Annotated in this window: 22 protein-coding genes; 16 read left to right on the top strand and 6 right to left on the bottom strand. The window is 68.6% G+C overall.

The genetic code is table 11. The features are described 5' to 3' along the window. Positions 1-133: 133 nt before the first annotated feature. Together ABT313_RS11685 and ABT313_RS11680 are read left to right on the top strand one after the other, a co-directional pair. Positions 134-499 (top strand): type II toxin-antitoxin system RelE/ParE family toxin, encoded by a 366-nt coding sequence (locus ABT313_RS11685; RefSeq protein WP_350852124.1) that lies wholly within the window; start codon positions 134-136, stop codon positions 497-499. Further along, complete coding sequence (locus ABT313_RS11680) at positions 496-837, top strand: helix-turn-helix domain-containing protein (protein WP_350851277.1); 342 nt, start codon at positions 496-498, stop codon at positions 835-837. Before ABT313_RS11685 ends, ABT313_RS11680 begins: the two co-directional genes overlap by 4 nt. Before the next feature lie 18 nt (positions 838-855). Here ABT313_RS11680 and ABT313_RS11675 read toward each other — a convergent pair whose 3' ends face one another. Both ABT313_RS11675 and ABT313_RS11670 read right to left on the bottom strand, forming a co-directional pair. Beyond that, a complete protein-coding gene (locus ABT313_RS11675; protein WP_350851275.1) occupies positions 856-1,524 on the bottom strand; it encodes a hypothetical protein in 669 nt (222 codons plus the stop codon). Then, entirely contained in the window at positions 1,521-1,856 is a 336-nt protein-coding gene (locus ABT313_RS11670; RefSeq protein ID WP_350851273.1) for a hypothetical protein, read from the bottom strand. The genes ABT313_RS11675 and ABT313_RS11670 overlap by 4 nt, the downstream gene beginning before the upstream one ends. A gap of 152 nt (positions 1,857-2,008) precedes the next feature. Here ABT313_RS11670 and ABT313_RS11665 point away from each other — a divergent pair, with 152 nt between their 5' ends. The 11 genes from ABT313_RS11665 to ABT313_RS11615 all read left to right on the top strand — a co-directional run bounded on the left by ABT313_RS11665 (position 2,009) and on the right by ABT313_RS11615 (position 17,981). Then, the gene (locus ABT313_RS11665; RefSeq protein ID WP_350851271.1) at positions 2,009-3,331 is read left to right on the top strand and encodes a UDP-glucose dehydrogenase family protein; all 1,323 of its coding nucleotides are present in this window, start codon (positions 2,009-2,011) and stop codon (positions 3,329-3,331) included. Then, positions 3,328-4,572 carry a glycosyltransferase family 4 protein gene (locus tag ABT313_RS11660; protein ID WP_350851270.1) on the top strand — a complete coding sequence of 415 codons (1,245 nt, stop codon included), beginning with the start codon at positions 3,328-3,330 and terminating at the stop codon, positions 4,570-4,572. The genes ABT313_RS11665 and ABT313_RS11660 overlap by 4 nt, the downstream gene beginning before the upstream one ends. 1 nt (position 4,573) lies before the next feature. Continuing rightward, positions 4,574-6,493, top strand: a complete 1,920-nt coding sequence (asnB, locus tag ABT313_RS11655) for an asparagine synthase (glutamine-hydrolyzing) (protein ID WP_350851268.1) — start codon at positions 4,574-4,576, stop codon at positions 6,491-6,493. 8 nt (positions 6,494-6,501) lie between these two features. After that, positions 6,502-8,649: a bi-domain-containing oxidoreductase gene (locus ABT313_RS11650; RefSeq protein WP_350851266.1), complete on the top strand. Its 2,148-nt coding sequence runs from the start codon at positions 6,502-6,504 to the stop codon at positions 8,647-8,649. Then, positions 8,646-10,595 (top strand): heparinase II/III family protein, encoded by a 1,950-nt coding sequence (locus ABT313_RS11645; RefSeq protein WP_350851264.1) that lies wholly within the window; start codon positions 8,646-8,648, stop codon positions 10,593-10,595. Before ABT313_RS11650 ends, ABT313_RS11645 begins: the two co-directional genes overlap by 4 nt. 78 nt (positions 10,596-10,673) lie before the next feature. Beyond that, positions 10,674-11,888, top strand: a complete 1,215-nt coding sequence (locus tag ABT313_RS11640; protein ID WP_350851262.1) for a Wzz/FepE/Etk N-terminal domain-containing protein — start codon at positions 10,674-10,676, stop codon at positions 11,886-11,888. Then, on the top strand, positions 11,885-13,522 hold the full coding sequence (locus ABT313_RS11635; RefSeq protein ID WP_350851260.1) for a YveK family protein: 1,638 nt from the start codon (positions 11,885-11,887) through the stop codon (positions 13,520-13,522). The genes ABT313_RS11640 and ABT313_RS11635 overlap by 4 nt, the downstream gene beginning before the upstream one ends. Next, a complete protein-coding gene (locus tag ABT313_RS11630) occupies positions 13,519-14,757 on the top strand; it encodes an O-antigen ligase family protein (protein ID WP_350851258.1) in 1,239 nt (412 codons plus the stop codon). The genes ABT313_RS11635 and ABT313_RS11630 overlap by 4 nt, the downstream gene beginning before the upstream one ends. Next, a complete protein-coding gene (locus ABT313_RS11625) occupies positions 14,754-15,956 on the top strand; it encodes a glycosyltransferase (protein ID WP_350851256.1) in 1,203 nt (400 codons plus the stop codon). The genes ABT313_RS11630 and ABT313_RS11625 overlap by 4 nt, the downstream gene beginning before the upstream one ends. Before the next feature lie 13 nt (positions 15,957-15,969). Beyond that, positions 15,970-17,604, top strand: coding sequence for a right-handed parallel beta-helix repeat-containing protein (locus tag ABT313_RS11620; RefSeq protein WP_350851254.1), 1,635 nt, complete (start codon positions 15,970-15,972; stop codon positions 17,602-17,604). Continuing rightward, positions 17,604-17,981 (top strand): hypothetical protein, encoded by a 378-nt coding sequence (locus ABT313_RS11615; RefSeq protein WP_350851252.1) that lies wholly within the window; start codon positions 17,604-17,606, stop codon positions 17,979-17,981. The genes ABT313_RS11620 and ABT313_RS11615 overlap by 1 nt, the downstream gene beginning before the upstream one ends. A 41-nt stretch (positions 17,982-18,022) precedes the next feature. Here ABT313_RS11615 and ABT313_RS11610 read toward each other — a convergent pair whose 3' ends face one another. The 4 genes from ABT313_RS11610 to ABT313_RS11595 form a co-directional block, all read right to left on the bottom strand. Further along, a complete protein-coding gene (locus ABT313_RS11610; RefSeq protein WP_350851250.1) occupies positions 18,023-18,565 on the bottom strand; it encodes an RNA polymerase sigma factor in 543 nt (180 codons plus the stop codon). Between the two features lie 69 nt (positions 18,566-18,634). Continuing rightward, a complete protein-coding gene (locus ABT313_RS11605) occupies positions 18,635-20,161 on the bottom strand; it encodes a sugar transferase (RefSeq protein WP_350851248.1) in 1,527 nt (508 codons plus the stop codon). A gap of 229 nt (positions 20,162-20,390) precedes the next feature. Beyond that, positions 20,391-20,666, bottom strand: coding sequence for a PspA-associated protein PspAA (pspAA, locus tag ABT313_RS11600; RefSeq protein WP_134097933.1), 276 nt, complete (start codon positions 20,664-20,666; stop codon positions 20,391-20,393). Further along, positions 20,663-21,490: a PspA/IM30 family protein gene (locus ABT313_RS11595; RefSeq protein WP_350851246.1), complete on the bottom strand. Its 828-nt coding sequence runs from the start codon at positions 21,488-21,490 to the stop codon at positions 20,663-20,665. Before ABT313_RS11595 ends, pspAA begins: the two co-directional genes overlap by 4 nt. A gap of 165 nt (positions 21,491-21,655) precedes the next feature. Here ABT313_RS11595 and ABT313_RS11590 point away from each other — a divergent pair, with 165 nt between their 5' ends. The 3 genes from ABT313_RS11590 to ABT313_RS11580 are packed head-to-tail and all read left to right on the top strand — an operon-like array spanning position 21,656 to position 23,483. Next, positions 21,656-22,243, top strand: coding sequence for a DUF3043 domain-containing protein (locus tag ABT313_RS11590; RefSeq protein WP_350851244.1), 588 nt, complete (start codon positions 21,656-21,658; stop codon positions 22,241-22,243). Positions 22,244-22,263: 20 nt separating this feature from the next. Then, positions 22,264-23,274, top strand: coding sequence for an aldo/keto reductase family protein (locus ABT313_RS11585; RefSeq protein ID WP_350851242.1), 1,011 nt, complete (start codon positions 22,264-22,266; stop codon positions 23,272-23,274). Further along, complete coding sequence (locus ABT313_RS11580; RefSeq protein WP_137254347.1) at positions 23,274-23,483, top strand: hypothetical protein; 210 nt, start codon at positions 23,274-23,276, stop codon at positions 23,481-23,483. Before ABT313_RS11585 ends, ABT313_RS11580 begins: the two co-directional genes overlap by 1 nt. Positions 23,484-23,550 lie beyond the last annotated feature (67 nt).

Below are 23,550 nucleotides of genomic sequence, written 5' to 3'. Positions count from 1 at the left end.
ACAGAACCCCCGGACAAGCGCCTGATACATCGTTCTCGAAGTCACCCGCCGAGTCGTGCCAAAGGAACCCACCACCGCCTTGTCATATGTCGTCTGCGACATATATTCTTGAGTCGAGGAACGGCTCTATGCGATCGAACTGGAACCAGAGGTTCGGGCCTGGCTGGAGAGCCTTCCCGCCAAGCATTTCCTGAAAGTCGAGGAGTACGTCGGGTTGCTCGCCGAGCAAGCCGCATCGTTGGGCGAGCCATATGCGCGCCATCTGGGTGATGGTGTCCGGGAGCTGCGGCCGACGCTCGACGGCGCGGCGATGCGGATCACCTATTGGCTCGCTCCCGGCCGGACCGCTGTGTTGTTGACGGTCTTCCGCAAGACGCGAATGCGCGAGGAGGCCGAGGTCAAGCGCGCCTTGCTGGCCAAGCAGACCTGCGAAGCAGAGCATGAACGGGCCCACGAAGAATTCGTCCGGATCATCGAGAGAGGAGAGATCGAGCAATGAGCCACAGCCGCTGGAGGACTGTGCGCGAGCGGAAGCTCGGCACGAATGCCATCGAGCCCGAGGACGTCGCTCAGGCGCGTCGTGAGATCCGCCTGTCCATGGCCCTCGCCCGAGCTGTCTACGAACGGCGCGTCGAACTCGGTCTCACCCAGAGCCAGCTTGCAGATCGGGCCGGGTTGACGCAGGCCAAGATCTCGCGGATCGAGGGTTCGGACACCGTCCCCACCCTGCCGCTGCTCTCAAAGCTCGCGCACGCACTGGACGCGTCGCTCAACATTGCGCTCGACGACGACGAGACCCGGGTCTCGTTCACGCCGCACAAGACCGACGCCGCCTGAGCCCACGCGGAGGCGGATTCAGCGATCCTTCGACCTGGACGGCCCGGGAGTGGGAGGTCGGTTGACGCTCGCCGGAGTCGTGGCAGCCGGCTTCGGCGCAGTTCCGGCCGGCGGGCTGTCGCGGAGGATTGCGGCCTGGCGGAGGAGGTCCCTCGGCACCGGTACCCGGTGCGGAGTGGTCTGGACCCCCGGCCGCTGCGGGCCGACGTCGGGCCGCCCGCCGCCCGCGATGCCGTGCAACTCCGGCTGGGGCATCCCCCGCTCCCGTCCCAGCCGTTGCCCGGCTACCGCGGCAGGTTCGTCCGATCGAGCGGTGAAGTTGAGCGCCTCGCGGTAGGCCTGGGCGTTCGGGTCATGCACGACCTGGCCGTTCTCGACCGTCGGGAGCGGCTCGAACTCGCGGTAGACGAGCCGGTGCGACGGGCCGAGCGGCCGGCCGTGGTCGCTGTACTCCTGGACTACCGGAACCTTTAGTTCCGCGGCATCGCGCAGGTCATGGGAGCCCGGGCCGTAGCCGAGCTGCTTGCCCTGGTACTCGCTCTCGCGGCCTTCCCGCAACGCCTTCAGCGCGTCCACGGCAGCCTGGAACTCCCGGCCCTCCGGACTGTTCTGATCCTGCTTGAACGCCTGGTACAGGCGGTCCATGTCCTGCTTGAGGTCGGGGTGGATGATCAGGTGGTACTTCACCCCTTGCCGCCGTCACCATCCGGGTCCAGGCCGTACTCTCGCATCATGTCCTCGAACGACACCGAGTCCTCGGGGCGCGAGCTCGCGATCCGGCCGCGGGCGATCTGCTCGGTCCGGCGCTCGAACTCGGCCTCGTTCTTGATGGCCTCGTATTCGGCCCACTGCTCGAAAGAGATGACCACACCCTCCGGGCGGGGCTGGTCGCCGAAGAAGACGGGTTCGGTGGCGCCGCCGCGGTAGAGCTCGAGGATGCGGCCCAGGCTCTGTCCCACCGTCGTGGTGTCGATGACCCTGACCCGGTTGCCGTTCGGGAGGTCGTACGAGGCTTCCATGGTTACTCCGATGGCCGGTTGGTCGGACACGTTCCGTGACTCAGGATACTTTCCGCCAATTTGCTGCGCTGATGTATCAGCGCAGCAGTCCCGGCGCTCTCATGGGCGCTGCGGACGTGGGGATGCCGCGTCATGAGCCTGTGGGGGGCGTTATGAAGGTTGCCGTGTTCGGCCTGGGGTACGTCGGATCTGTTACGGCCGCGTGCCTGGCGGCCGCCGGCCACGACGTCTGGGGGGTCGATGTCGATACTGCGAAGGTCGATCCGATCACTCAGGGACACAGCCCGGTGGTCGAGCCGGGTCTGGACGAGCTGGTGGCGGACGGTGCGGCCTCGGGTCGCCTGCACGCGACCACCGATCCACGGGTCGCGCTCGAGCGCGCCGATGTCTCGCTGATCTGCGTCGGTACGCCGTCGACGCCGGCGGGCAGCACCGATCTGACCTACATCCGGCGCGCGGTCCGCGACATCGCGGAGGCCGCGCAGACCGTGGTCCGCCCGGCCTCGGGGTTCCACAGCATCGTGGTCCGCTCGACGGTCCCGCCGGGCACCGTCGACGAGGTGGTCGAGAAGGTGCTGGCCGACGTACCGCCGCCGGAGGGTCTGCGGTTCGGTACGGCGATGTGCCCGGAGTTCCTGCGCGAAGGATCCGGCCTGGCCGACTTCTACGCGCCGCCGTTCGTTGTCGTCGGCACCCGCGACCCGAAGGTCGGTACCGCTCTGACCGACCTGTTCAGCTTCCTCGGCCGGGACGTGGAGGTCGTCGACGTCCGCACCGCCGAGGCGCTCAAGTACGCCTGCAACGCGTTCCACGCCACCAAGGTCTCGTTCGCGAACGAGATGGGCCGGATCTTCCGGCACTTCGGCGTCGACTCGCGCGAGGTGATGAAGATCTTCGTCCAGGACACCAGCCTGAACATCTCTCCGTACTACCTGAAGCCCGGTTTCGCGTTCGGCGGCTCGTGCCTGCCGAAGGACCTGCGCTCGGTCCTGCACCTGGCGCGGATGAACGACACCGAGCTCCCGCTGCTGGCCGGCACGCTGGCCACCAACGAGCGCAGCGTCCGCGACGTCGTCGACCGCGTGATCGCGGGACCCGGCCGGGAGATCGCGCTGCTCGGACTGAGCTTCAAGCACGCCACCGACGATCTGCGCGAGAGCCCGAACGTCGAGCTGGCCGAGCGGCTGATCGGCAAGGGCTACAACCTGCGCATCTACGACGCGATCGTGAACCCGACCCGGCTGGTCGGCGCGAACCTGCGCCACGTGCAGTCCAAGCTGCCGCACCTGCAGCGCGTCCTCACCGACGACCCGTCGGCGGCCCTCGCCGGCGCCGACCTGGCCATCGTCTCGGCCACCGACACCGCCGCGATCAACGCCCTGCTCGACGCCCCGCCGGCCCGGACGATCGACCTGATCGGCCGCCTCGGCGACGACGTGGAGGCGCTGCCCGGATACGAAGGAGTGGGCTGGTGAGCGGTCCGCGGGTCCTCATCATCATCCAGAACCTCTGGGTGCCGTTCGACCGCCGCGTCTGGCTGGAGTGCCAGGCCCTGGTGGCCTCGGGGTACGACGTGACGGTGGTCTGCCCGAAGGGGCCGGGCGACCCGGCGTACCAGGTCATCGACGGCGTGACCGTGCACAAGTACAAGGCATACGCGCCGGGCGGCAGCAAGATCAGCTTCGTCTGGGAGTACGCGTACTCGTTCCTGCTGACGCTGCGGCTGGTCTTCCGGGCCCGCAAGGCCGGCAAGTTCAAGGTCCTGCAGGCCTGCAACCCGCCGGACATCTTCTGGCCGATCGCGATGCTGCTGCGCCGCCTGGACGGGACGAAGTTCGTCTTCGACCACCACGACCTGTGCCCGGAGCTGTTCCAGTCCCGCTTCGGCGGGACGACGAGCCTGCCGTACAAGGGACTGCGGTTCCTCGAGCGGACGACGCACCGCACGGCCGACCACGTGACGTCGACGAACGACTCGTACCGCCGGATCGCGATCACCCGCAGCGGCAAGGCGAACCACGATGTGACCGTGGTCCGCACCGGGCCGGACCCGGACAAGCTGCAGCGCGACCCGGCCGCCGTGGACGAGACGCTGCGTCGCGGCCACCGCTACCTGGTCACGTACATCGGCGTGATGGGTCCCCAGGACGGTGTCGACATCGTCGTCCGGGCCGCGGATCACATTGTCAACAATCTCGGCCGCAAGGACATCGCGTTCACGCTGATGGGCGGCGGCGACTCGTTCGACGAGGTGATCGCGTTGCGCGACGACCTCGGGCTGCGGGACTTCATCGAGTTCACCGGCCGGGTGCCGGACGAGACGGTGCGCGCGGTGATGTCGACCGCGGACATCGGCCTGTCCCCCGACCCGAAGAACCCGCTCAACGACGTGTCGACGATGAACAAGACCATGGAGTACATGGCGTTCGAGCTGCCCGTCGTCGCCTTCGACCTGATCGAGACCAAGGTCTCGGCCGCCGACGCCGCGGTGTACGTCGAGCCGAACGACGTGGCGAAGTACGGCGAGGCGATCGTCGACCTGCTCGACGACGAGGTCCGCCGGCGCCGGATGGGCAAGCTCGGCCGCGAGCGGGTCGAGCAGGTGCTGGCGTGGAAGCACCAGCAGAAGGCGTATGTGCAGGTGTACGACGCGTTGACCGGTCACGTCAGCCACATCGGGGACGTCGGTCGAGTGACCAACGCGACGGGGTCCTGACGTGTGCGGCATCGCCGGCTGCTACCAGCAGCACGACGGTTTCGCACTCGCCGAGGCGATGAGCGACCGGATCGCACACCGCGGTCCGGACGCCGACCGGGTCTACGCGTTCGACGAGGGCGACGTACGGGCGTTCCTCGCGCACCGCCGGTTGTCGATCATCGACCTGTCGTCGGAGGCCGACCAGCCGTTCAGCAAGCGCGGTCTGACGATCTGCTACAACGGCGAGCTCTACAACTACAAGGAACTGCGGGCCGAGCTGTCCAAGGCCGGCGTCGGCTTCCGCACCAACGGCGACACCGAGGTCGTGCTGGAAGCCTGGCGGCGCTGGGGTCCGGATGCGCTGAAGCGGTTCCGGGGCATGTTCGCGTTCGCGATGCTCGACGAGGACAGCGGCAGCATGTACCTGGCCCGCGACCCGCTCGGCATCAAGCCGCTGTACTTCCTCCGCCGTCAGGGCGGAGTCGTCTTCGCCTCCGAGCTGAAGGCACTCGTGACCGCGGTCGGGTCCGAGCTGCGGACCGAGCCCGGCGCGCTGATCGCGTCGATGCTCTACTACTGGCTGCCCGAGCAGCGGTGTGCGATCGACGGTGTCGAGAAGCTTCCGCCGGGTTCGTGGGCCGAGTTCCGCCCGGACGGCAGCAGCCGGCACGAGACGTACTGGCGGGTGACCGAGGTCGCGACCGAGGCCGCGACCGGTCCGCGCGCCGACCTGCGCACGATCATCGAGGAGTCGGTCGCCGCGCACATGGTCGCCGACGTACCGGTCTCCACGTTCCTCAGCGGCGGGCTGGACTCCAGCCTGGTGACCGTGCTGGCCAAGCGCATGGATCCGAGCGTCGACTCGTACACGATCACGTTCCGGGCGCAGGACCAGAAGCTCGAGGCGATGCCCGACGACGCGATCTACGCGCGCAAGGTGGCGGAGCAGTTCGGGATCGACCTGCACGAGATCGAGATCGCGCCCGATGTGGTCGAACTGCTTCCGCGGATTGTTGACATTCTGGACGAGCCGATCGGCGACCCGGCCGCGATCAACACGCTGCTGATGTGCGACACCGCGCGGGACGCCGGCGTGAAGGTGCTGCTGTCCGGGATGGGCGCCGACGAGCTGTTCGGCGGTTATCGCAAGCACCTCGCGTGTGTGATGGGTGCGCAGTACCAGCGGCTTCCCGGCGTACTGCGCAACGGTGTGATCGGACCCGCCGTACGGCGGTTGCCGGTGACCGTGAATGGGCGCGGACTGCGGTACGCACGGTGGGCCAAGCGGTTCGAGACGTTTGCGAACCTGTCGGAGGAGACGGCGTTCCGGCGCAGCTACACGATGTACGACGGGGACCAGCTGGCCGGACTGCTCAGCCCGGACCTGGAGCCGTACGTCGGGAAGCTGTTGTCCGAGCACGCCGACATCTACCACGACACCACGCTCGACGATCACGTGAACCGGATGTGCCTGGCGGACTCGCGGATGTTCCTGCCGGGGCTGAACCTCGCGTACACGGACCGGTCCAGCATGGCGGCCTCGACCGAGGTACGGACGCCGTTCGTGGACCCGATCGTGGCGCGCGCCGCGTTCTCGATCCCGGGCAGCGAGAAGATCCACCGCCGGGTCAGCAAGCTGGCGCTGAAGAAGGCGGCCGAGGCGTGGCTGCCGAAGGAGATCATCTACCGGCCGAAGGCGTCGTTCAGCGCGCCGCTGCGGGCCTGGGTGCGGAACGATCTGCGCGAGCTCGTCGACGACACGCTGCTGCGCGGTGAGTTGGTCGGCAGCGGGTTCCTGCAGCGGGCCGCCGTACAGAAGCTCGTGGACGACGAGCGGGCCGGCCGCGAGGACTACTCGAAGCAGATCTGGCAGTTGCTGACCCTGGAGACCTGGACGCGGCACATGCGCTCGCTCGGGGTCACCATTACCTCTTTGTAAGGACGGACATGAAGCAGGTTGCACAGAACTACAAGTCCGGTGAGCTGGCTGTGCTGGACGTGCCTCCGCCCACCTGTGCGCCCGGTGGCGTGCTGATCCGTTCGCTGTACTCGCTGATCTCGACCGGTACCGAGCTGATGAAGGTCGGCGAGGCGAAGTTGTCGCTGGTCGGCAAGGCGAAGGCTCGTCCGGACCAGGTGCGGAAGGTGCTGGACTCCGTTGCGCAGCAGGGCGCGTTGAACACCTACAAGAAGGTGATGAACAAGCTCGACTCGTACACGCCGCTCGGGTACTCGCTGTGCGGTGTGGTCGTCGAGGTCGGCGCCGGTGCCGAGGAGTTCAGCGTCGGGCAGCTGGTCGCCGCGGCGGGGAACGAGTTCGCCTTGCACGCGGAGTACAACTGGGTGCCGTTGAACCTGTGCGTGCCGGTGCCGGACGGCGTGCCGGCCGAGCAGGCCGCGTTCTCGACGGTCGGTGCGATCGCGATGCAGGGTGTGCGGCAGGCGGAGGTGCAGCTCGGCGACACGGCGGTGGTGATCGGGCTCGGTCTGGTCGGTCAGCTCGTGGTGCGGCTGCTGGTCGCGGCCGGCGTGCGGGTGTTCGGCATCGACACGGTCGCGGACCGCTGCCGGATGGCGGAGAAGGCGGGCGCGCTGGCGTGCTCCTCCCCCGACGAGGCCGGGATCGCGTCGCTCGAGCGGTCGTTGCTCGAGGCATCGAACGGGCTGGGCGCCGACCGGATCCTGCTGGCGGCCGGCGGTCACTCCAACGGCCCGGTCGAGACGGCCGCGCGGCTGGCGCGTGACCGGGCCCGGGTCGTCGACATCGGCAAGACCAAGCTGGACCTGCCCTGGAACGCGTACTACGACAAGGAACTCGACGTGCGGTTCTCGCGCTCGTACGGCCCCGGCCGGTACGACGACCGCTACGAACTCCAGGGCATCGACTACCCGGCCGGCTACGTCCGCTGGACCGAACGCCGCAACCTCGAATGCTTCATCGACCTGATCGCCCGCGAACAGATCGACGTCGGCAGCCTGATCGCCGGCCAGTTCCCCATCGCCGACGCCACCAACGTCTACCAGCAACTGAGCACAGGCGCCCTACCAGGCGTCGGCTTCCTGTTCGAATACCCCGACGTACCTCAGCAGGAAACAGCACCCACAACAACTGTTTCCCGGCCCGCGAACCCGACCACTGGAACTGTTCGGCTTGGATTTGTTGGGGCAGGGAACTACGCGTCCAGCATGCTGTTGCCTCATCTGCAGAAGGATGAGAACGCCGTGCTGGCTCGAGTCGCTACCAACAAGTCGTTGTCGGCGGCCAACGCCCAGCGGCGGTTCGGGTTCGAGCAGATCTCGACGGATGCGCAGGAGGTGCTGTCCGACGACAGCCTCGACGCGATCTTCGTCGTCACCCGGCACAGTTCGCACGCCGAGCTCGCCTGCCGGGCGCTCGAAACCGGGAAGGCGGTGTTCGTCGAGAAGCCGCTGGCGCTGACCGACGAGGAGCTGGACCGGATCGTCGCCACGGTCGATGCTACCGGCAACGACCGGCTGATGGTCGGGTTCAACCGCCGGTTCGCCCCGCTGCTGACCGACCTCAAGGGCCGCTTCGGCGACCCGGGCGGCGCGTTCTCGCTGCGCTACCTCGTCAACGCCGGCAAGCTCGACTCCACCAGCTGGTACCTCGACGCCGGCAAGGAAGGCACCCGGTTCGCCGGTGAGGGCGGGCACTTCATCGACACCCTGACCTGGTGGCTGGGCAGCCTCCCGACCGAGGTGTACGCCGTACCCGGGCCCGACACCGGCGACGTGATCGTCACACTCCGGTTCGCAAACGGCTCGGTCGGCACGATCAACTACGTCGCCGGCGGCAACTCGCGCTTCCCGAAGGAGACGCTCGACATCACCGGCGGCGGCCGCAACGGCCGGCTCGACAACTTCCAGAGCGCGTCGGTGTGGGCCGGCCGCAAGCCGTCGACGAAGAAGGCCCGCGGCACCGACAAGGGTCAGCAGACCGAGCTGGCCCGGTTCGTCGCCGCGGTGAAGTCCGGCGGCCCGATGCCGATCTCCTTCGACGAGCTGGTCGCCACCACCCGCGCCACCATCGCAGTAGACCGGAGCCTGGCCTCAGGCCGACCGGAGAAGGTGTGAGCCGCCAGCCTCTGGGCTGGTACGTCCGCCGCCTGCGCCGGATGTCCCCCACCGAACTCATCCTGCGCGCTCGCGACACCGGACGCCGTACTGCCTGGGCCTACCAACAGGTCAGGCCCGGGCAGAACACGGCCGTCCACCTCCCGCTCCGCAAAGAGCTGACCTTCAGTACGACGCTTCCGGTGCACACCGCGTGCGCCGTACCCGAGGACGCCCGCAAGGCCGTGATCCGGACCGCCGACGCGATCATGGCCGGCAACCTCGAAGTACTCGGCGTCGACCGGACCGACCTCGTCGGGCCGGACTGGTTCCGCGACCCGATCACCGGCCGCCGTTCCGACCCGGCGCAGTATGTCTTCAAGCTGAACCACCGCAACGAGGAAGCTGTCGGCAACATCAAGCAGGTGTGGGAGCTCTCCCGCCACCACCACCTGACCCAGCTGGCCGCCGCCTGGTTCCTGACCCACGACGATCGGTACGCCGAACGTGTAGCCGACCACCTCAACGACTGGTGGCGGACGAACCCGTTCCTGTCCGGAGTGCACTGGGCCAGCGGTATCGAGATCGGCATCCGCCTGATCAGCTGGACGTGGATCCGCCGCCTGCTGAACGACTGGCCGGAGATCACCGAGCTGTTCGAGCACAACGAGCTGGCGCAGCAGCAGATCTACTGGCACCAGCGCTACCTCGCCGCGTTCCAGAGCCACGGGTCATCGGCCAACAACCATGTGATCGCCGAGGCCGCAGGTCAGCTCGTAGCCGCCTGTGCGTTCCCCTGGTTCACCAAGAGCGCCCGTTGGCGCCAGGACGCGGCAGCCTTGCTGGAGAAGGAACTCGACGCCAATACGTTCCCCTCCGGCGTGAACCGCGAGCTGGCCACCGACTACCACCGCTTCGTCTCCGAGCTCGGCCTGTACGCCGCTCTGGAGGCAGACTGGTCCGGTCACCCGCTCAGCCAGCACACGTGGGCGCTGCTGACTCGCACGATCGATGTGGCCGCGGCAATCGTCGATACCTCGCTCCGGCCGCCACGCCAGGGCGACGACGACGAGGGCATGGTCCTGGTCCTTGATCCGCCGGACATCCACCACTGGTCGGCGTTCCTGTCGCTAGGGGCAGCTGCAGTGGGTGCAGCCTCCTGGTGGCCGGACAGCCCGCCCACTGCGACGTCGTACATCATCGGCTCGCTGGTCCAGGCGCAGCAGCCGGACCGTCCCGCCGTACGGCCGGATCACTTCGAGGACGCGGGTCTGACGATTCTGCGCAGCGACGACGACGGTCCGGAGATCTGGTGCCGCGCCGACGCCGGCCCGCACGGTTTCCTCTCCATCGCCGCGCATGCGCACTCCGACGCCCTCTCGCTCGAGGTCCGCGTCGACGGCGTCGACATCCTGGCCGACCCCGGCACGTACTGCTACCACGGTGAAGAGGAGTGGCGGAACTACTTCCGCTCCACGATCGCCCACAACACCGTCGAGGTCGCGGGCGCCGAACAGTCCACCCTGGGTGGAGCGTTCCTCTGGCTGCGCGGCGCGACCGGCAGGGTACTCCGGCACACGTCCAACAGCTGGGAAGCCGAGCACGACGGCTACCGGGTCGGCGATTCACCGATCACGCACCGGCGTACCGCCGTCCTCGACCACGGCGTACTGCGGGTCGAGGACCGGCTGGATGCGGCGTCCGACGTACGTATCGCCTGGCATCTGGGGCCGGAGGTGTCGGTCGAGCTGGACCGGTCGACCGGACGGCTGGAGTGGCCCACCGGCTCCGCGGTCGTCGAGTTGCCGGACGGACTGACCTGGACAACGCACCGCGGCGGCGACGATCCGTTGCTGGGCTGGTACTCACCGCGATTCGGCCGGAAGGTCCCGATCACGACCCTCGTCGGCACCGGAACCCTGCCCGAAGGGCAGCCCGCGGTGAGCACCTTCAGATTCCGGTCTTGACCTGCATAAAGCTGTATCACCCTCCGTCCGCCGCCCTCTATTAACGAGACAGAAAGTGGCGTTCGACTGGAGGGGACTGTGAGCGCACAGCAGCTCGACGTCAAGAAGTCCTGGCGGGCCATCCGCAGGCACCGCTGGATCGTGGCAGCCGTGGCGGCCGCCGGCCTGCTCTGCGGGGTGGCCGTCGGGTTCTTCGTGCCACCGCTGCACACCGCCACTTCGCTGGTCGTGCTGCCGCCGGCGCCGACGACCGACGCGCAGAAGGCCGCCGGCACGCAGAGCACCGACACGCAGGTGTTCATCGCCGAGAGCGAACCGGTGCTGAAGAGCGCCGGGCAGAACCTGAATCCCGCACTGACGACCGAGGTCGTCCGCAGCCGGGTCAAGGTCACCGCCGTCACCCAGGACGTCATCAAGATCGACGCCAAGGGCACGACGGCCAGCCAGTCGATGGCGCTGGCGAACGCTGTCGCCGGGGTTTATCTGGTCTTCGTCACCACGGACCAGAACCTGCCCGGCGATCTGGGGAAGAAAACGGGGGCACGGGTGCTGGAGCAGGCGACAACCGCACGTGGTGGAAACGTGCCGATTCATCTCGGCATCTACGGACTTCTCGGCGCCCTGATCGGCGCCGTGGTCGGATCGATCGGCGTGCTGGCCAAGGAGCGCGGCGACCGCCGGCTGCGGCTGCGGGACGAGATCGCCGACGCGGTCGGGCTGCCGGTGCTGGCGTCGGTCTCGTCGTACCAGGCGAACGACGTGTCCGACTGGGCCTATCTCCTCGAGCATTACACGCCGACAGCGGTCGAGGCGTGGGGGCTGCGCAAGACGCTGCACCACCTCGGCCTGGACGTGAAGGGCCAGGATCCGGTGTCACTGGCGGTTCTCTCGTTCGCCGATGACGACAAGGCACGGCCGCTCGGCCCGCAACTGGCCACGCTGGCCAACTCGATCGGCATCTCCACCTCGATCGTGGTCGACTCGCACCAGGAACCGTCGGGTGACGCGACGCTGAGCATCCACCTGATCCTCGTCGACCGGGATGACCCGATCGTGGTCGGCTCCGAACCGACGACCAACACCATCGTCGCGCTGTCGGCCGGCGCCGTGACCGCCGAGGAACTCGCCCGGCTGGCGGTCGCCGCCGCGGCCGACGACCGCTCCATCGACGGCATCGTCGTCACCGATCCGGACCCGACGGATCGCACCATCGGACGTGTCTCCCAGTCGATGCGCCGGTCGAGCTCGCGGCTGCCCACCCTCCTCACCGGCACCGCGAGGAGGACCAAATGAGCAACCAGCCGTACAACGAACCGGTGGTCAGTGAACCAGCCTGGGCGGACAACGACGGGCTGTTCGACGACCAGCCGACGAACTCGCACCCGCCGGACGCGCTGGTCACGCTGCGGTTCCTGCGCGACGCGATCCGCCGGCATGTGCGGATCTGGGTCGCGATCGCGCTGGTGGGCCTGCTCGCCGGACTCGGATCCACGTTCGCGCTGCCGGCCGCGAGCCAGTCGTCGACCCGCTTGCTGATCACCCACCGCGACGGCGAAGACCCGACCAAGGCGATGGCCACGGACGTCAGCCTGGCCACCACTCACACGGTCGCGCAGCGCGTGATCGATCTGCTCAAACTTCCGGTCACCCAGGACCAGCTGCTGAAGGAGTACACGGTGGTCGCGGAGACCGACCGCGTTCTCCAGATCACCGCCGCGGGCAAGACGAGCGACGAGGCGACCAAGCTGGCCGGCGTCATCGCCCAGGTCTTCCTGATCTACCGCAAAGAGCAGATCGCGCTGCAGAACGCTCCGCTGGTCAGCGACCTGAACCAGGCCAGGAACGACTTGGCCGTGGCCGAGCAGGCGGTCCGGGCCACCGGCGACGACCCGACCGCGAACGAGCTGAAGCACCCGAACAGCCCCGAGGGAGTCCGGCTCGGCGCCGCCCGCGACCAGATGGTCTACGTCCGCCAGCAACTGACCGACGCCACCGTCGAGGCGCTGCGGATGAACAGCAGCCGGGTGCTCGACGTGGCCGCGCCGGTCCATATCTCGGCGAAGCGGACGATCGCGCTCAACGTCGGCACCGGCCTGATCGCCGGGCTGTTCATCGGGCTCGCGTTCGTCATCGTGCGCGCGCTGATCTCCGACCGGCTCTGGAAGCGTCAGGACATCGCCCAGGCGCTCGGCGCCCGGGTCCGGCTGAGCAGCCCGCGCCCGTCACGGCTCCAGTTGCTGCCGCGGCCGCGGTACCTGCGTCCTGCGCAGCGCAAGCTGCCCGAGGTGCGGCTGATGATGCAGCACCTCGATCAGCGCATCTTCTGGGGTGAGCACCCGACGCCGGCGATGACCGTGGTCAGCGTCGACGACGTCAAGACCTGCGCGCTCGTCGTCGCGTCGCTGGCGGTGGCGCTGGCCGAGGACGGCAAGCACGTCCTGGTCGCCGATCTGACCGACTCCGGCCGGCTGGCGAGCATGCTCGGCGTGAAGACGCCCGGTACGCACGAGTCGCGCTTCAGCTCCCCCGGCCAGCGCATCGACGTCCACCGACCCGACCACGACAACGGCCCGGCACAGGGTTGCTACCTGCACCTGAGCGACAGCAACCGGCCGACCGGATCCGGCGACATCGCCCTCGACTCGGCGTGGGAGGTCGCGGACATCGTCCTCAGCCTCAGCACGCTGAGCCCCGAACTGGGCGCGGACCACCTGGCCACGTGGGCGTCGCACGCCACCGTGGTCGTCACCGCGGGGCAGTCGACAGTCACCAAAATCCAGGCCGCCGGCGAGATGCTGCGGCTCGCCGGGCTCGAGATCGACACCACCGTCGTCCTGCGGCCGGACCGTACCGACGAGAGCGTCGGCGTCACCGAGGCCGAGGCCGGACGGCCGCTGAGCGTGGATGTCGAGATGTTCCGCCGATGACGACGATCGCCACCTCCGCCGGCCGGCTGTCGACGCGGTTCCGCCCCACCCGGCGGGTCGTCGCGCCGGAGGTACGGCGCCGACACCGCGTGCAGCTGGCCTGGGCGCTGCTGGTGCTGAACGTGATGACGTTCTTCCCCGGCGCGCCGCACATCCTCCCGATCCCGGGGTCGGTCGGCAAGCTGATCGCCCAGGGAGCGCTGGTCGGCGCGCTGATGATGGCGCTGTCGGTGAACCGGCCGGTGCGGATCCGGCCGAGCGTGTTCGTGTTCCTGGTGATGCTGCTGGCCGCGGAAGCGCTGCTGGCCAGCATCCGGGCCGAGTTCCTGTTCGGTGCGCTGTTCCGGGCCGGGCGGCTGTGCGGATTCGCCCTGGTGCTGTGGCTGCTGACGCCGTGGTGGCCCCGCCGCGACCTGCTGCTGGTGCGGACGCACTTGATGGTCCTGTGGGCGATCGTCGCCTCGGTGGCCGTCGGACTGCTCGTCGCACCGGGCCTGGCGATGACCGAGAACCGCCTGGCCGGCGTCCTCTGGCCGATCCCGCCGACCCAGGTCGGGCACTACACCGCCGGCGCCCTCGGTCTCACGATCGTGCTCTGGATGTCCGGCCACCTCCGCCGCTGGATCGCACTCATCAGCGTGCTGGTGTGCGTTCCTGTTCTGCTGCTCACGCACACCCGGACCGCATTGCTGGCCTTGGTGGTCGGCGTACTGATCGCCGGGCTGAGCCTGTTCACCGGACGCTCGCGGGTGCGCAAGGCTTTCACGATCGGCATCGTGGTGTTCTCGGTCGGGGCGCTCACCCTCAGCTCGGTCGTGACGACCTGGCTCGCCCGCGGACAGGACGCCCAGGAGCTCGGCGCACTGACCGGACGCAAGTTGGTGTGGGACGCGATCCTGGCCCAGCCGCGCTCGACCTTCGAGACCCTGTTCGGCTTCGGGCTGTCGAACAAGTCGTTCAACGGCCTGCCGATCGACAGCAACTGGCTCGGCACCTACTACGACGTCGGGCTGGTCGGGGTCGCGATCACGATCATGCTCGTCCTGTTCGTGCTGATCGCCGCATGGTTCCGCCCGCAGGGCCCGCACCGGGCGATCGCGCTCTTCCTGGTCACGTACTGCGTGATCGCGTCGTTCACCGAGAGCGGGCTGAGCGAGGCGTCGTCGTACCTGCTCGACCTGACGCTGGCCGCGTCACTCGTCTACAACACGTCCACCCGCGAGGGACCGCGATGAAGATCCTACTGGTACACAACAGATACCGGTCGAACGCACCGAGCGGCGAGAACCGCGTCGTCGACCAGGAGAGCGCGGCGCTGGCCGCCCTCGGGCACGACGTCCGGCACTTCGAACGGCACAGCGACGACATCGAGAACTGGCCCGCCTGGCAGAAGGCCACGCTGCCCGGCCGGGTGGTATGGAACCCGGCGAGCCGGCGCGATCTCGCGACGGCGCTGGCCGAGGACCGGCCCGATGTCGTCCACGTCCACAACACGTTCCCGCTGCTCAGCCCGTCCGTGCTGTACGCGTGCCAGTCGGCCGGCGTGCCTGTCGTCATCACGCTGCACAACTACAAACTGCTTTGCGCCAGCGGCGACTTCTTCCGCGACGGCGAGGTGTGCCACGACTGCGCCGGCGGCAACCCGGCCGCCGCGGTCGTCCACCGCTGCTACCGCGGATCCGCACTCGCGACGTCGACCACGGTGCTGAACGCCCGCGGTCACCGCCGGAGCTGGCGGCGCCTGGTGTCGGCGTACATCTTCATCTCCGAGTCGCAGCGGCGGTTGCTGGGGGCAATGAACTTCGACCCGGAGCGGTCGTTCGTGAAACCCAACGCGGTGCCGTACGACGGACCCGTCGGCGGGCCCCGGGAGCGGCAGGTGGCCTACGTCGGCCGGCTGGACGCGGCCAAGGGCGCTCCGCTGCTGATGAAGGGCTGGGACGCGTACCGCGCGATCGCCGGTGACGACGCGCTCAAGCTCGTCATCGCCGGCGGCGGGCCGATGCTCGACGAGGTCACCGCCTGGGCCGCCACCCGGCCGTCGGTGGAGCTGCGCGGGCTGATGGGCAAGGAGCAGGTGTTCGAGCTGATCGGGCAGTCGCGCGGGGTGGTACTGCCCTCGGAGTGGGAGGAAACGTTCGGCCTGGTGGTGATCGAGGCGATGGCGGTCGGCGTACCGCCGCTCGCCTCGGCGCACGGGTCGTTCCCGGAACTGATCACCGACGGCGTCGACGGCGCGCTGTTCGAGCCGGGCCGTCCGGACGCGCTCGCCAAACTGCTGCTCGACGTCGACGCGTCCCCCGCGCGGTACGACGAGCTCGGCCGGCAGGCGCGGACGACGTACGAGACGAAACACCGGCCGGAGCGGAGCATCGAGCAACTGCTCGAGATCTACCGGTACGCGATCGAACACCCTGTCACCGCCCATCGCTGAGGTCGAGGACGCCATGCCCCCCGAAGGAAACAGCACCCAACGCCGCGAGCCGCCCGCAGTTCGCGCGTGGTACCGCCGTCCGCCCGTCCTGGCGACCGGAGGGCTCGTCGTGGCGACCGCTCTGGTGGCCGCCGGGCTCACCTACTTCAAGGACGACCAGGCCAAGGCTGCCGACCCCACCGCATCCGCACCGGCCGTCACGGCGTCGCCCGCCCCGCCCGCGCCGACGGCACCACCCGCGAAGATCTGCGGGAACGCGAGCGTGCTCGCCGGTCCGGCCACTGCCCCCGCCGGCGCGGTCGTGGTCAGCGCCACCCAGAACCTGAACGACCTCACGACGGCGAACCCGGCCGGCACCACCTTCTGGCTGTCACCGGGCACGCACCGGCTCGGTACCGCGCAGTTCGCCCAGGTGATCCCGAAGGACGGGAACGTGTACGTCGGGGCGCCCGGCGCGATCCTCGACGGCGGCAAGAAGAACCGGTACGCGTTCACCGGGTACGCCAACGGCGTCACGATCAAGAACCTGACCATCCAGAACTTCGGGGCGCCGCGGACCAACAACGACGAAGGCGTCGTCAACCACGACGCGGGCGCCCGCTGGACGGTGCAGGCCAACACGATCCAGCACAACGCCGGCGCCGGGCTGATGATCGGCGACCACAACGTCGTCCGCAGCAACTGCCTGGCCGAGAACGGCCAGTACGGCTTCAACGCCTACAACCCGGGCAAGGTCGCCGGTATCACGATCGACCACAACGAGATCGCCGGCAACAACACCGACGACTGGGAGCGGCTCAAGGGCGGCTGCGGCTGCACCGGCGGCGGCAAGTTCTGGGAGGTCACCGGCGCGGTCGTGCGCTCGAACTGGGTGCACGACAACCACTCGGCCGGACTGTGGGCCGACACCAACAACACCGGCTTCGTGGTCGAGGGCAACTACATCTCCGGCAACTCGGCCGAGGGGATGATCTACGAGACCAGCTACAACGCCGGGATCCGGGGCAACACCTTCGTCCGCAACGGCCTCGGCAAGGGCCCGGAGAACGCCGGGTTCCCGACGCCCGCCCTGTACATCTCCGAGTCCGGCAGCGACCCGCGTGCGCCCGGCGTGTTCAACCAGACCTTCGAGATCAGCGGGAACGTCTTCACCGACAACTGGGCCGGCGTCGTGCTCTGGGAGAACGCCGACCGGTTCGCCGGGTCGCCCGCGAACACCAGTACCGGCTCCGGCACGCTGGTGAACACGTCGGTCGTGACGGCGAAGTCCTGCAACGCGAAGACCATCAAGACCCAGCCGTATCGCAGCGACTGCCGGTGGAAGACACAGAACGTCCGGGTGCACGACAACGTCTTCACGCTGAACCCGGACAACATCGGCAAGACCTGCGCGGTCCGCACCGGCTGCGGCTACAACGGGCTGTTCTCCAACTGGGGCACGTTCCCGACCTGGTCGCCGTACCAGAAGGCCACAGTGCAGGACGCGATCACGTTCCACCAGGGCAACCGGTTCTTCAACAACACCTACTCCGGCCCGTGGAACTTCATCGTGCACGAGCAGGGCAACGGGGTGAACTGGGCCAGCTGGCAGGGTGCGCCGTACGGGCAGGACACCGACAGCGTGATCAAAGTCAGCGGTGAGCGCTGATGATCGGGCCACCGGAGCGGGCCGTCGGCGAGCAGATCGCGCTGCTCCGCTCGGTCGGGTACGCCGCGTTCGGGCGGCACGAGCGGGATCTCGACGTACTGGACCTGATCTTCGACAGCATCCTCGACGCGCCCGGCTCGGTCGACGTACGCCGGCTGCGGTTCTCCGGGCACGGGATCACGCTCGACGTGGACATCCACGACAGCGGCCGGAGCGGCCTGACCATCGAACTGCGGGTCTCACCGTCCGGCCCGCTCGTGGTCGAGTCCCGCGGCGGCGACGCCGAGGGACCGAACGGCGCCCGGCTGGTCAGCTTCCTGCTCCGCTGGCCGGGCACAGCACAACGCCCGGTCCGGACCGCCTGGATCATGCTCTGACTTGAACACGACCTGTGCGGCCCGGACCGGGCTCTGCTGCCTCAGGAGGCAAGCAGCAGTCTGAGTTTCTCCAGGCAGCGGCCGCGGATCGGGCCGATGCTGCCGATCGGGATCCCGATCGTCGCGGAGATCTCGGCGTACGGCGCCGGCGGGTCGGCCATCAGCATGCCGAGCAGCTGCTGCCACCGGTCCGGCAGGCTTTCCAGCGCCCGCCGTACGTCGTCCGCGCGCTCGCCGGCCAGCAGGTCGTAGTCCAGCTCGGGCTGGTCACCGGCGACGTCCTCGAAGGCCGTCGCCTCGTAGGTCAGCAGCACCCGCTTGCGGAACGCCAGCACCCGCAGACATTCGCGCCGGGTGGTGACGACCAGCCAGGCGCCGACCCGCTCGGGGTCGACCCGGTTGATGTGTTCGAGCAACCGCAGCCAGACCATCTGGGATACGTCGGCGGCGTCGCTGTCGCTCAGCCGGAAACTGCGGGTGACGGCCCAGACGAGCCGCGCATAGTGGTCGACCAGCCGGCTCCAGGCCCCTTGGTCCCCCGCCGCGGCCTCGATCACCAAGGTCGCGGCTTCGGATCGGGCCACGCCTGATCCTTCCAGTACAGCAGTCACGAATTCCCCCCTCGGGAATGCACATCCATCAAATGCGTCGCTTCAGTACGCGCCGTCGCTCCCCAGCACGGCACGAGCGGTCTTCCACAAAATGAGCAGGTCCAGCGCGATCGACCAGTTGTCGGCGTACCGCAGGTCGAGCCGCATCGACTCCTCCCAGGTCAGGTCGCTGCGACCGCTGACCTGCCACAGGCCGGTCAGGCCCGGTTTGACGAGCATCCGGCGGGCGTCGTCGATCGCGTACTGCGCGACCTCGGCCGGTAGCGGCGGCCGCGGTCCGACCAGTGACATGTCCCCCCGGAGCACGTTCACCAGCTGGGGCAGCTCGTCGATCGAGAACCGCCGCAGGTACTTGCCGACCTTGGTGATCCGTGGGTCGTCACGCATCTTGAACAGGATCCCGTTGCCCTGGTTCAGCGCGTGCAGCTCGGCCTTGCGGGCCTCGGCGTCGGCCACCATCGTCCGGAACTTCAGCATCTGGAACTGCTCGCCGCCGCGCCCCACCCGGGTCTGCCGGAACAGCACCGGGCCACGGCTGGTGAGCTTCACCAGCAGCGCGGTGACCAGCAGGATCGGCGAGACCCCGAGCAGCAGCAGGCATCCGACCACGCGGTCGAAGATGCTCTTCAGCATGTGCGGCCCGCCGCTGACCGACGGCCGCTCCAGGTGCAGCAGCGACAGGCCGGCAACCGGCCGGATCGAGATCCGCGGACCGGCGACCTCGACGATGCCCGGCGAGACGATCAGCTCGACCCCGCGCTGCTCGAGCGCCCAGGACAGCTTGCGCAGCGAGTGGCCGGCCAGCTCCGGATCGGCGGCCACCGCGACCACTTCGACGTCGAACTGGTCGACGCCGGCCAGGATGTCCATCTCGGTGCGGCCCAGCCGCTCGAACTCGGCGTCCTCGAACACGTCGCCGCGCGGCAGGCAGCTCGCCACCACGACGTACCCGTCGGCCGGCCGCTCCTCCAGGTGCCGCGTCAGCGTCATCACCTGGTCGTTGCGTCCGACAACGAGTACCCGGCGCATGCACCGGCCGGCGAACCGCCGCCAGGAGATCTGCCGGTGCAGGAACCAGCGGCCGACCATCGCGGCGATACAGGTCGTCGGCACCGCGAGGATCACGAACCCGCGGGCCACCTCGCTCTTGGTCGCGTACGACGTGATCGCGACCAGCGCGGTCAGTGCGACCGCGGCCCGGATGATCGAACGGAATTCTTCCGGCCCGGTGCCGAAGTACCTGGTCTCGTAGCCGCGTTGCAAGGCCACACACGCGATCCAGGCGATCGGCAGCAGCGCTCCCAGCACGAAGTAGCCCAGGTTGATCGAGGCCCCGAACCGGGCCACCAGCGCCAGCGCGGCGCCGATCGCCCCGGCGCCGAGATCGGCCGCCAGCGACGCCCGACGGTACTTCGCCACCCAGCGTGCCTCGGTGAACCGGGCCGAGCGCGGCAGCACTGCCGGCACCTCGTCCGGAACGACCCAGACCGGCCGACGACGCTCCCCTGACGGCGCCGGCCGTAGATCAGCCGGCTCAGCGAGCCCCTCGGACATGACAAACTCAGTCACGCACAGTCACCCCCCACAGGTGATACCGAAACCCGCGACCAACCCACTCCCCGTCACGGACCTCGTCCAACGCCGCCCCCACAACGGCGTGACCCAGACAGTACACCGGGAACGCGGCGGACAAAAGCACTGATGGCCAGTGTTTACCGGCGCGCTACCGCACTCACAGCAAAAGACCCCTGGGACCCGAATTCGGGGCCCAGGGGTCTCAAGTGATTACTTCAAGTGATCAGCCGGCGATCAAGCCGTCGCCGCTGATCAGTTCACGCATCTCGGCGAGCGAGCTGTCCGACGGGGGCAGGATGGCGTCGGAGTCGTGCAGCTCGTCGTCCGGCACCTTCTCGCCGGACCGGACGAAGTCCAGCAACGCGGCGAACGCGGACTGGTACGCCGTCTCGTCACCCGACGACACGGCCTTCTCCAGGTCGCCGTCGACGGTGTTGAGCGCGTCGAGCTTCTCGTCGGCCAGTCGCCACTGACCCTCACCCATGATGCGAACGATCACCGAACATCTCCGTCCTGAGGTCTCACCGGCTCCGTGACAGGCTGGGTGGCCGGCTGCTGAACTGGCTGGGCGGACTGCTGGGCGGTGCCCGGCGCCTCACCGGCGATCTCCTTCGGCGCGCCGCCGCCGGCGAGCTGGGCCTTCATCGCGGCCAGCTCGTTCTCCACGTCGGAGCCGGACGACATCCGGTCCAGCTCCAGGGTGATGTTGTCCTTGACCGTGCCGCTGGCGTCGTCGAGCGCGCCGGAGGCGAGCAGCTCGTCGATCGCGCCGGCCCGGGCCTGCATCTGCTGGGTCTTGTCCTCGGCCCGCTGGACCGCGAGACCGACGTCGCTCATCTCCTCGGAGATACCGGAGAAGGCCTCGTTGATCCGGGTCTGCGCCTCGGCCGCGGTGTAGGTGGCCTTGATGGTCTCCTTGCGGGTCCGGAACGACTCCACCTTGGCCTGCAGCCGCTGGGAGGCGAGCGTCAGCTTCTCCTCCTCGCCCTGCAGCTGGGCGTGCTGGGTGGTCAGGTCGTCGATCTGGCCCTGCAGCCCGGACTTGCGGGTCAGAGCTTCCCGGGCCAGGTCCTCACGGCCCATCGAGAGCGCCTTCTGGGCCTGCTCCTGCAGCTTCGCCGACTGGGACTGCAGCTGGGAGGCCTGCAACTCCACCCGCTTGCGACTGGTGGCCACGTCTGCCACACCACGCCGTACCTTCTGGAGCAGCTCGAGCTGCTTCTGATACGAGTAGTCAAGGGTTTCGCGAGGATCCTCGGCCTTGTCCAGGGCGGAGTTCGCCTTGGCCTTGAAGATCGTCGACATCCGCTTGAAGATGCTCATCGATATCCGTACCCCTTCTGTGCCGGACTGACGACCCGGCGTGCGTGTCATCCACCCTATGTCCCTATGGGTCACCACACCATCAGGACCGGCCCCGATAGACTGGTATTAAGGTCCGGGACCACCCCGAGTCGCGACCTGCCCTGCGAATGAGGTTCTGACCCCGTGTTCCGTCGTACCAAGTCTGAATCAGATACCACCGTACCTGCCGAGCCCCAGGGCAAGGTGGGAGGCAAGGGTCGCCCGACCCCGAGCCGCCGCGACGCCGAGGCGGCGCGCAAGGCCGCGTTCAAGAAGCCGCGCAACCGCAAGGAGGCCTCGGCGATCCGCCGGGAGAAGGTGCGGACCGAGCGGGGCAAGATGCAGGCGGCCATGCAGACCGGCGACGACCGGTACCTGCCGGCCGCCGACAAGGGCCCGGTGCGGCGCTTCGCCCGCGACTACGTCGACGCCCGGTACTCCGTGATGGAGTTCGCGCTGCCGATCCTGCTGGTGGTGTCGCTGGTCGGCGTGGTGTTCTCGCCGCAGTTCCCGTGGCTGGCCGGGATGGTCAACCTGCTGTTCCTGGCGATGATCCTGCTGATCGCCGCGGACTGGTTCCTGCTGACGGCCGGCCTGAAGAAGGCGGTCGGGGTGAAGTACCCGAAGGAGTCCACCAAGGGCCTCGGGTTCTACGCGGTCCGGCGGACCATGCAGATGCGCCGCTGGCGGCTGCCGAAGCCGATGGTGAAACGCGGCGAGAAGCCGTCCTGACCTGACTGTAGGGTCGGCCTATGGACTTTCGCTTTCTCGGCAACAGCGGTTTGAAGGTCAGCGAGATCTCGTACGGGAACTGGCTCACGCACGGGTCGCAGGTGGAGAACGAGCAGGCGAGGGCCTGCGTGCGGGCGGCGCTGGACGCCGGCATCACGACGTTCGACACCGCGGACACCTACGCCAACACGGCGGCCGAGTCGGTGCTCGGCGAGGCGCTGGCCGGTGAGCGACGCGAGTCGCTGGAGATCTTCACCAAGGTGTACTGGCCCACCGGCCCGAAGGGCCCGAACGACACCGGCCTGTCCCGCAAGCACATCCACGAGTCGATCAACGGCTCGCTGAAGCGGCTCGGGACGGACTACGTCGACCTCTACCAGGCGCACCGGTACGACACCGAGACGCCGCTGGAGGAGACGATGGAGGCGTTCGCCGACGTCGTCCGGCAGGGCAAGGCGCTGTACATCGGCGTTTCGGAGTGGACCGCCGAGCAGCTGCAGGAGGGCCACCGGCTGGCCCGCGAGCTGCGGATCCCGTTCGTCTCGAACCAGCCGCAGTACAGCATGCTCTGGCGGGTGATCGAGGCCGAGGTGGTGCCGGCCTCGGAGGAGCTCGGCATCGGCCAGGTGGTGTTCTCGCCGATCGCACAGGGTGTGCTCACCGGGAAGTACCTGCCCGGTCAGCAGCCGCCGCAGGGCTCCCGGGCCACCGACGAGAAGGGCGGCGCGACGTTCATCAAGCGCTTCCTGACCGACGACGTGCTGACCCGGGTCCAGGAGCTGAAGCCGATCGCGGCCGAGGTCGACCTGTCGCTGTCGCAGCTGGCGGTGGCCTGGGTGCTGCAGAACAGAGGAGTCTCGTCCGCGATCGTCGGCGCCTCCCGGCCCGAGCAGGTCACCGAGAACGTGAAGGCCTCCGGCGTGAAGCTGGACGACGGCCTGCTGAAGCGGATCGACGAGGTCCTCGGCGGCATCGTCGAGCGGGACCCGGCCAAGACCGCGCAGAACTCACCGCAGGCGCGGGTGGCGTGATGAGCTGGAGCTGGCGGTTCGAGACCGCATCCGGCGCCCTGGTCGACCCGGGCGAGGTCGGCGGGGCAGAGTTCTCGGCCCAGGGCGACGCGGAGAGCTGGCTGGGCGAGGTCTGGCGCGATCTGGCCGACCGCGGCGTCAGCCAGGTCTACCTGCTCGAGGACAACCGTGAGGTCTACGGGCCGATGAGTCTGTCCTCAGCAGAGTAGAGTTCGGTCGAACCACACGCCTGCGTCACAGGGAAGCCGGTCCGAGTCCGGCGCTGACCCGCAACCG

Source organism: Kribbella sp. NPDC000426 (assembly GCF_040300265.1).
Taxonomy (GTDB): Bacteria; Actinomycetota; Actinomycetes; order Propionibacteriales; family Kribbellaceae; genus Kribbella.
This window is presented reverse-complemented; position numbering and strand designations above follow the sequence as displayed.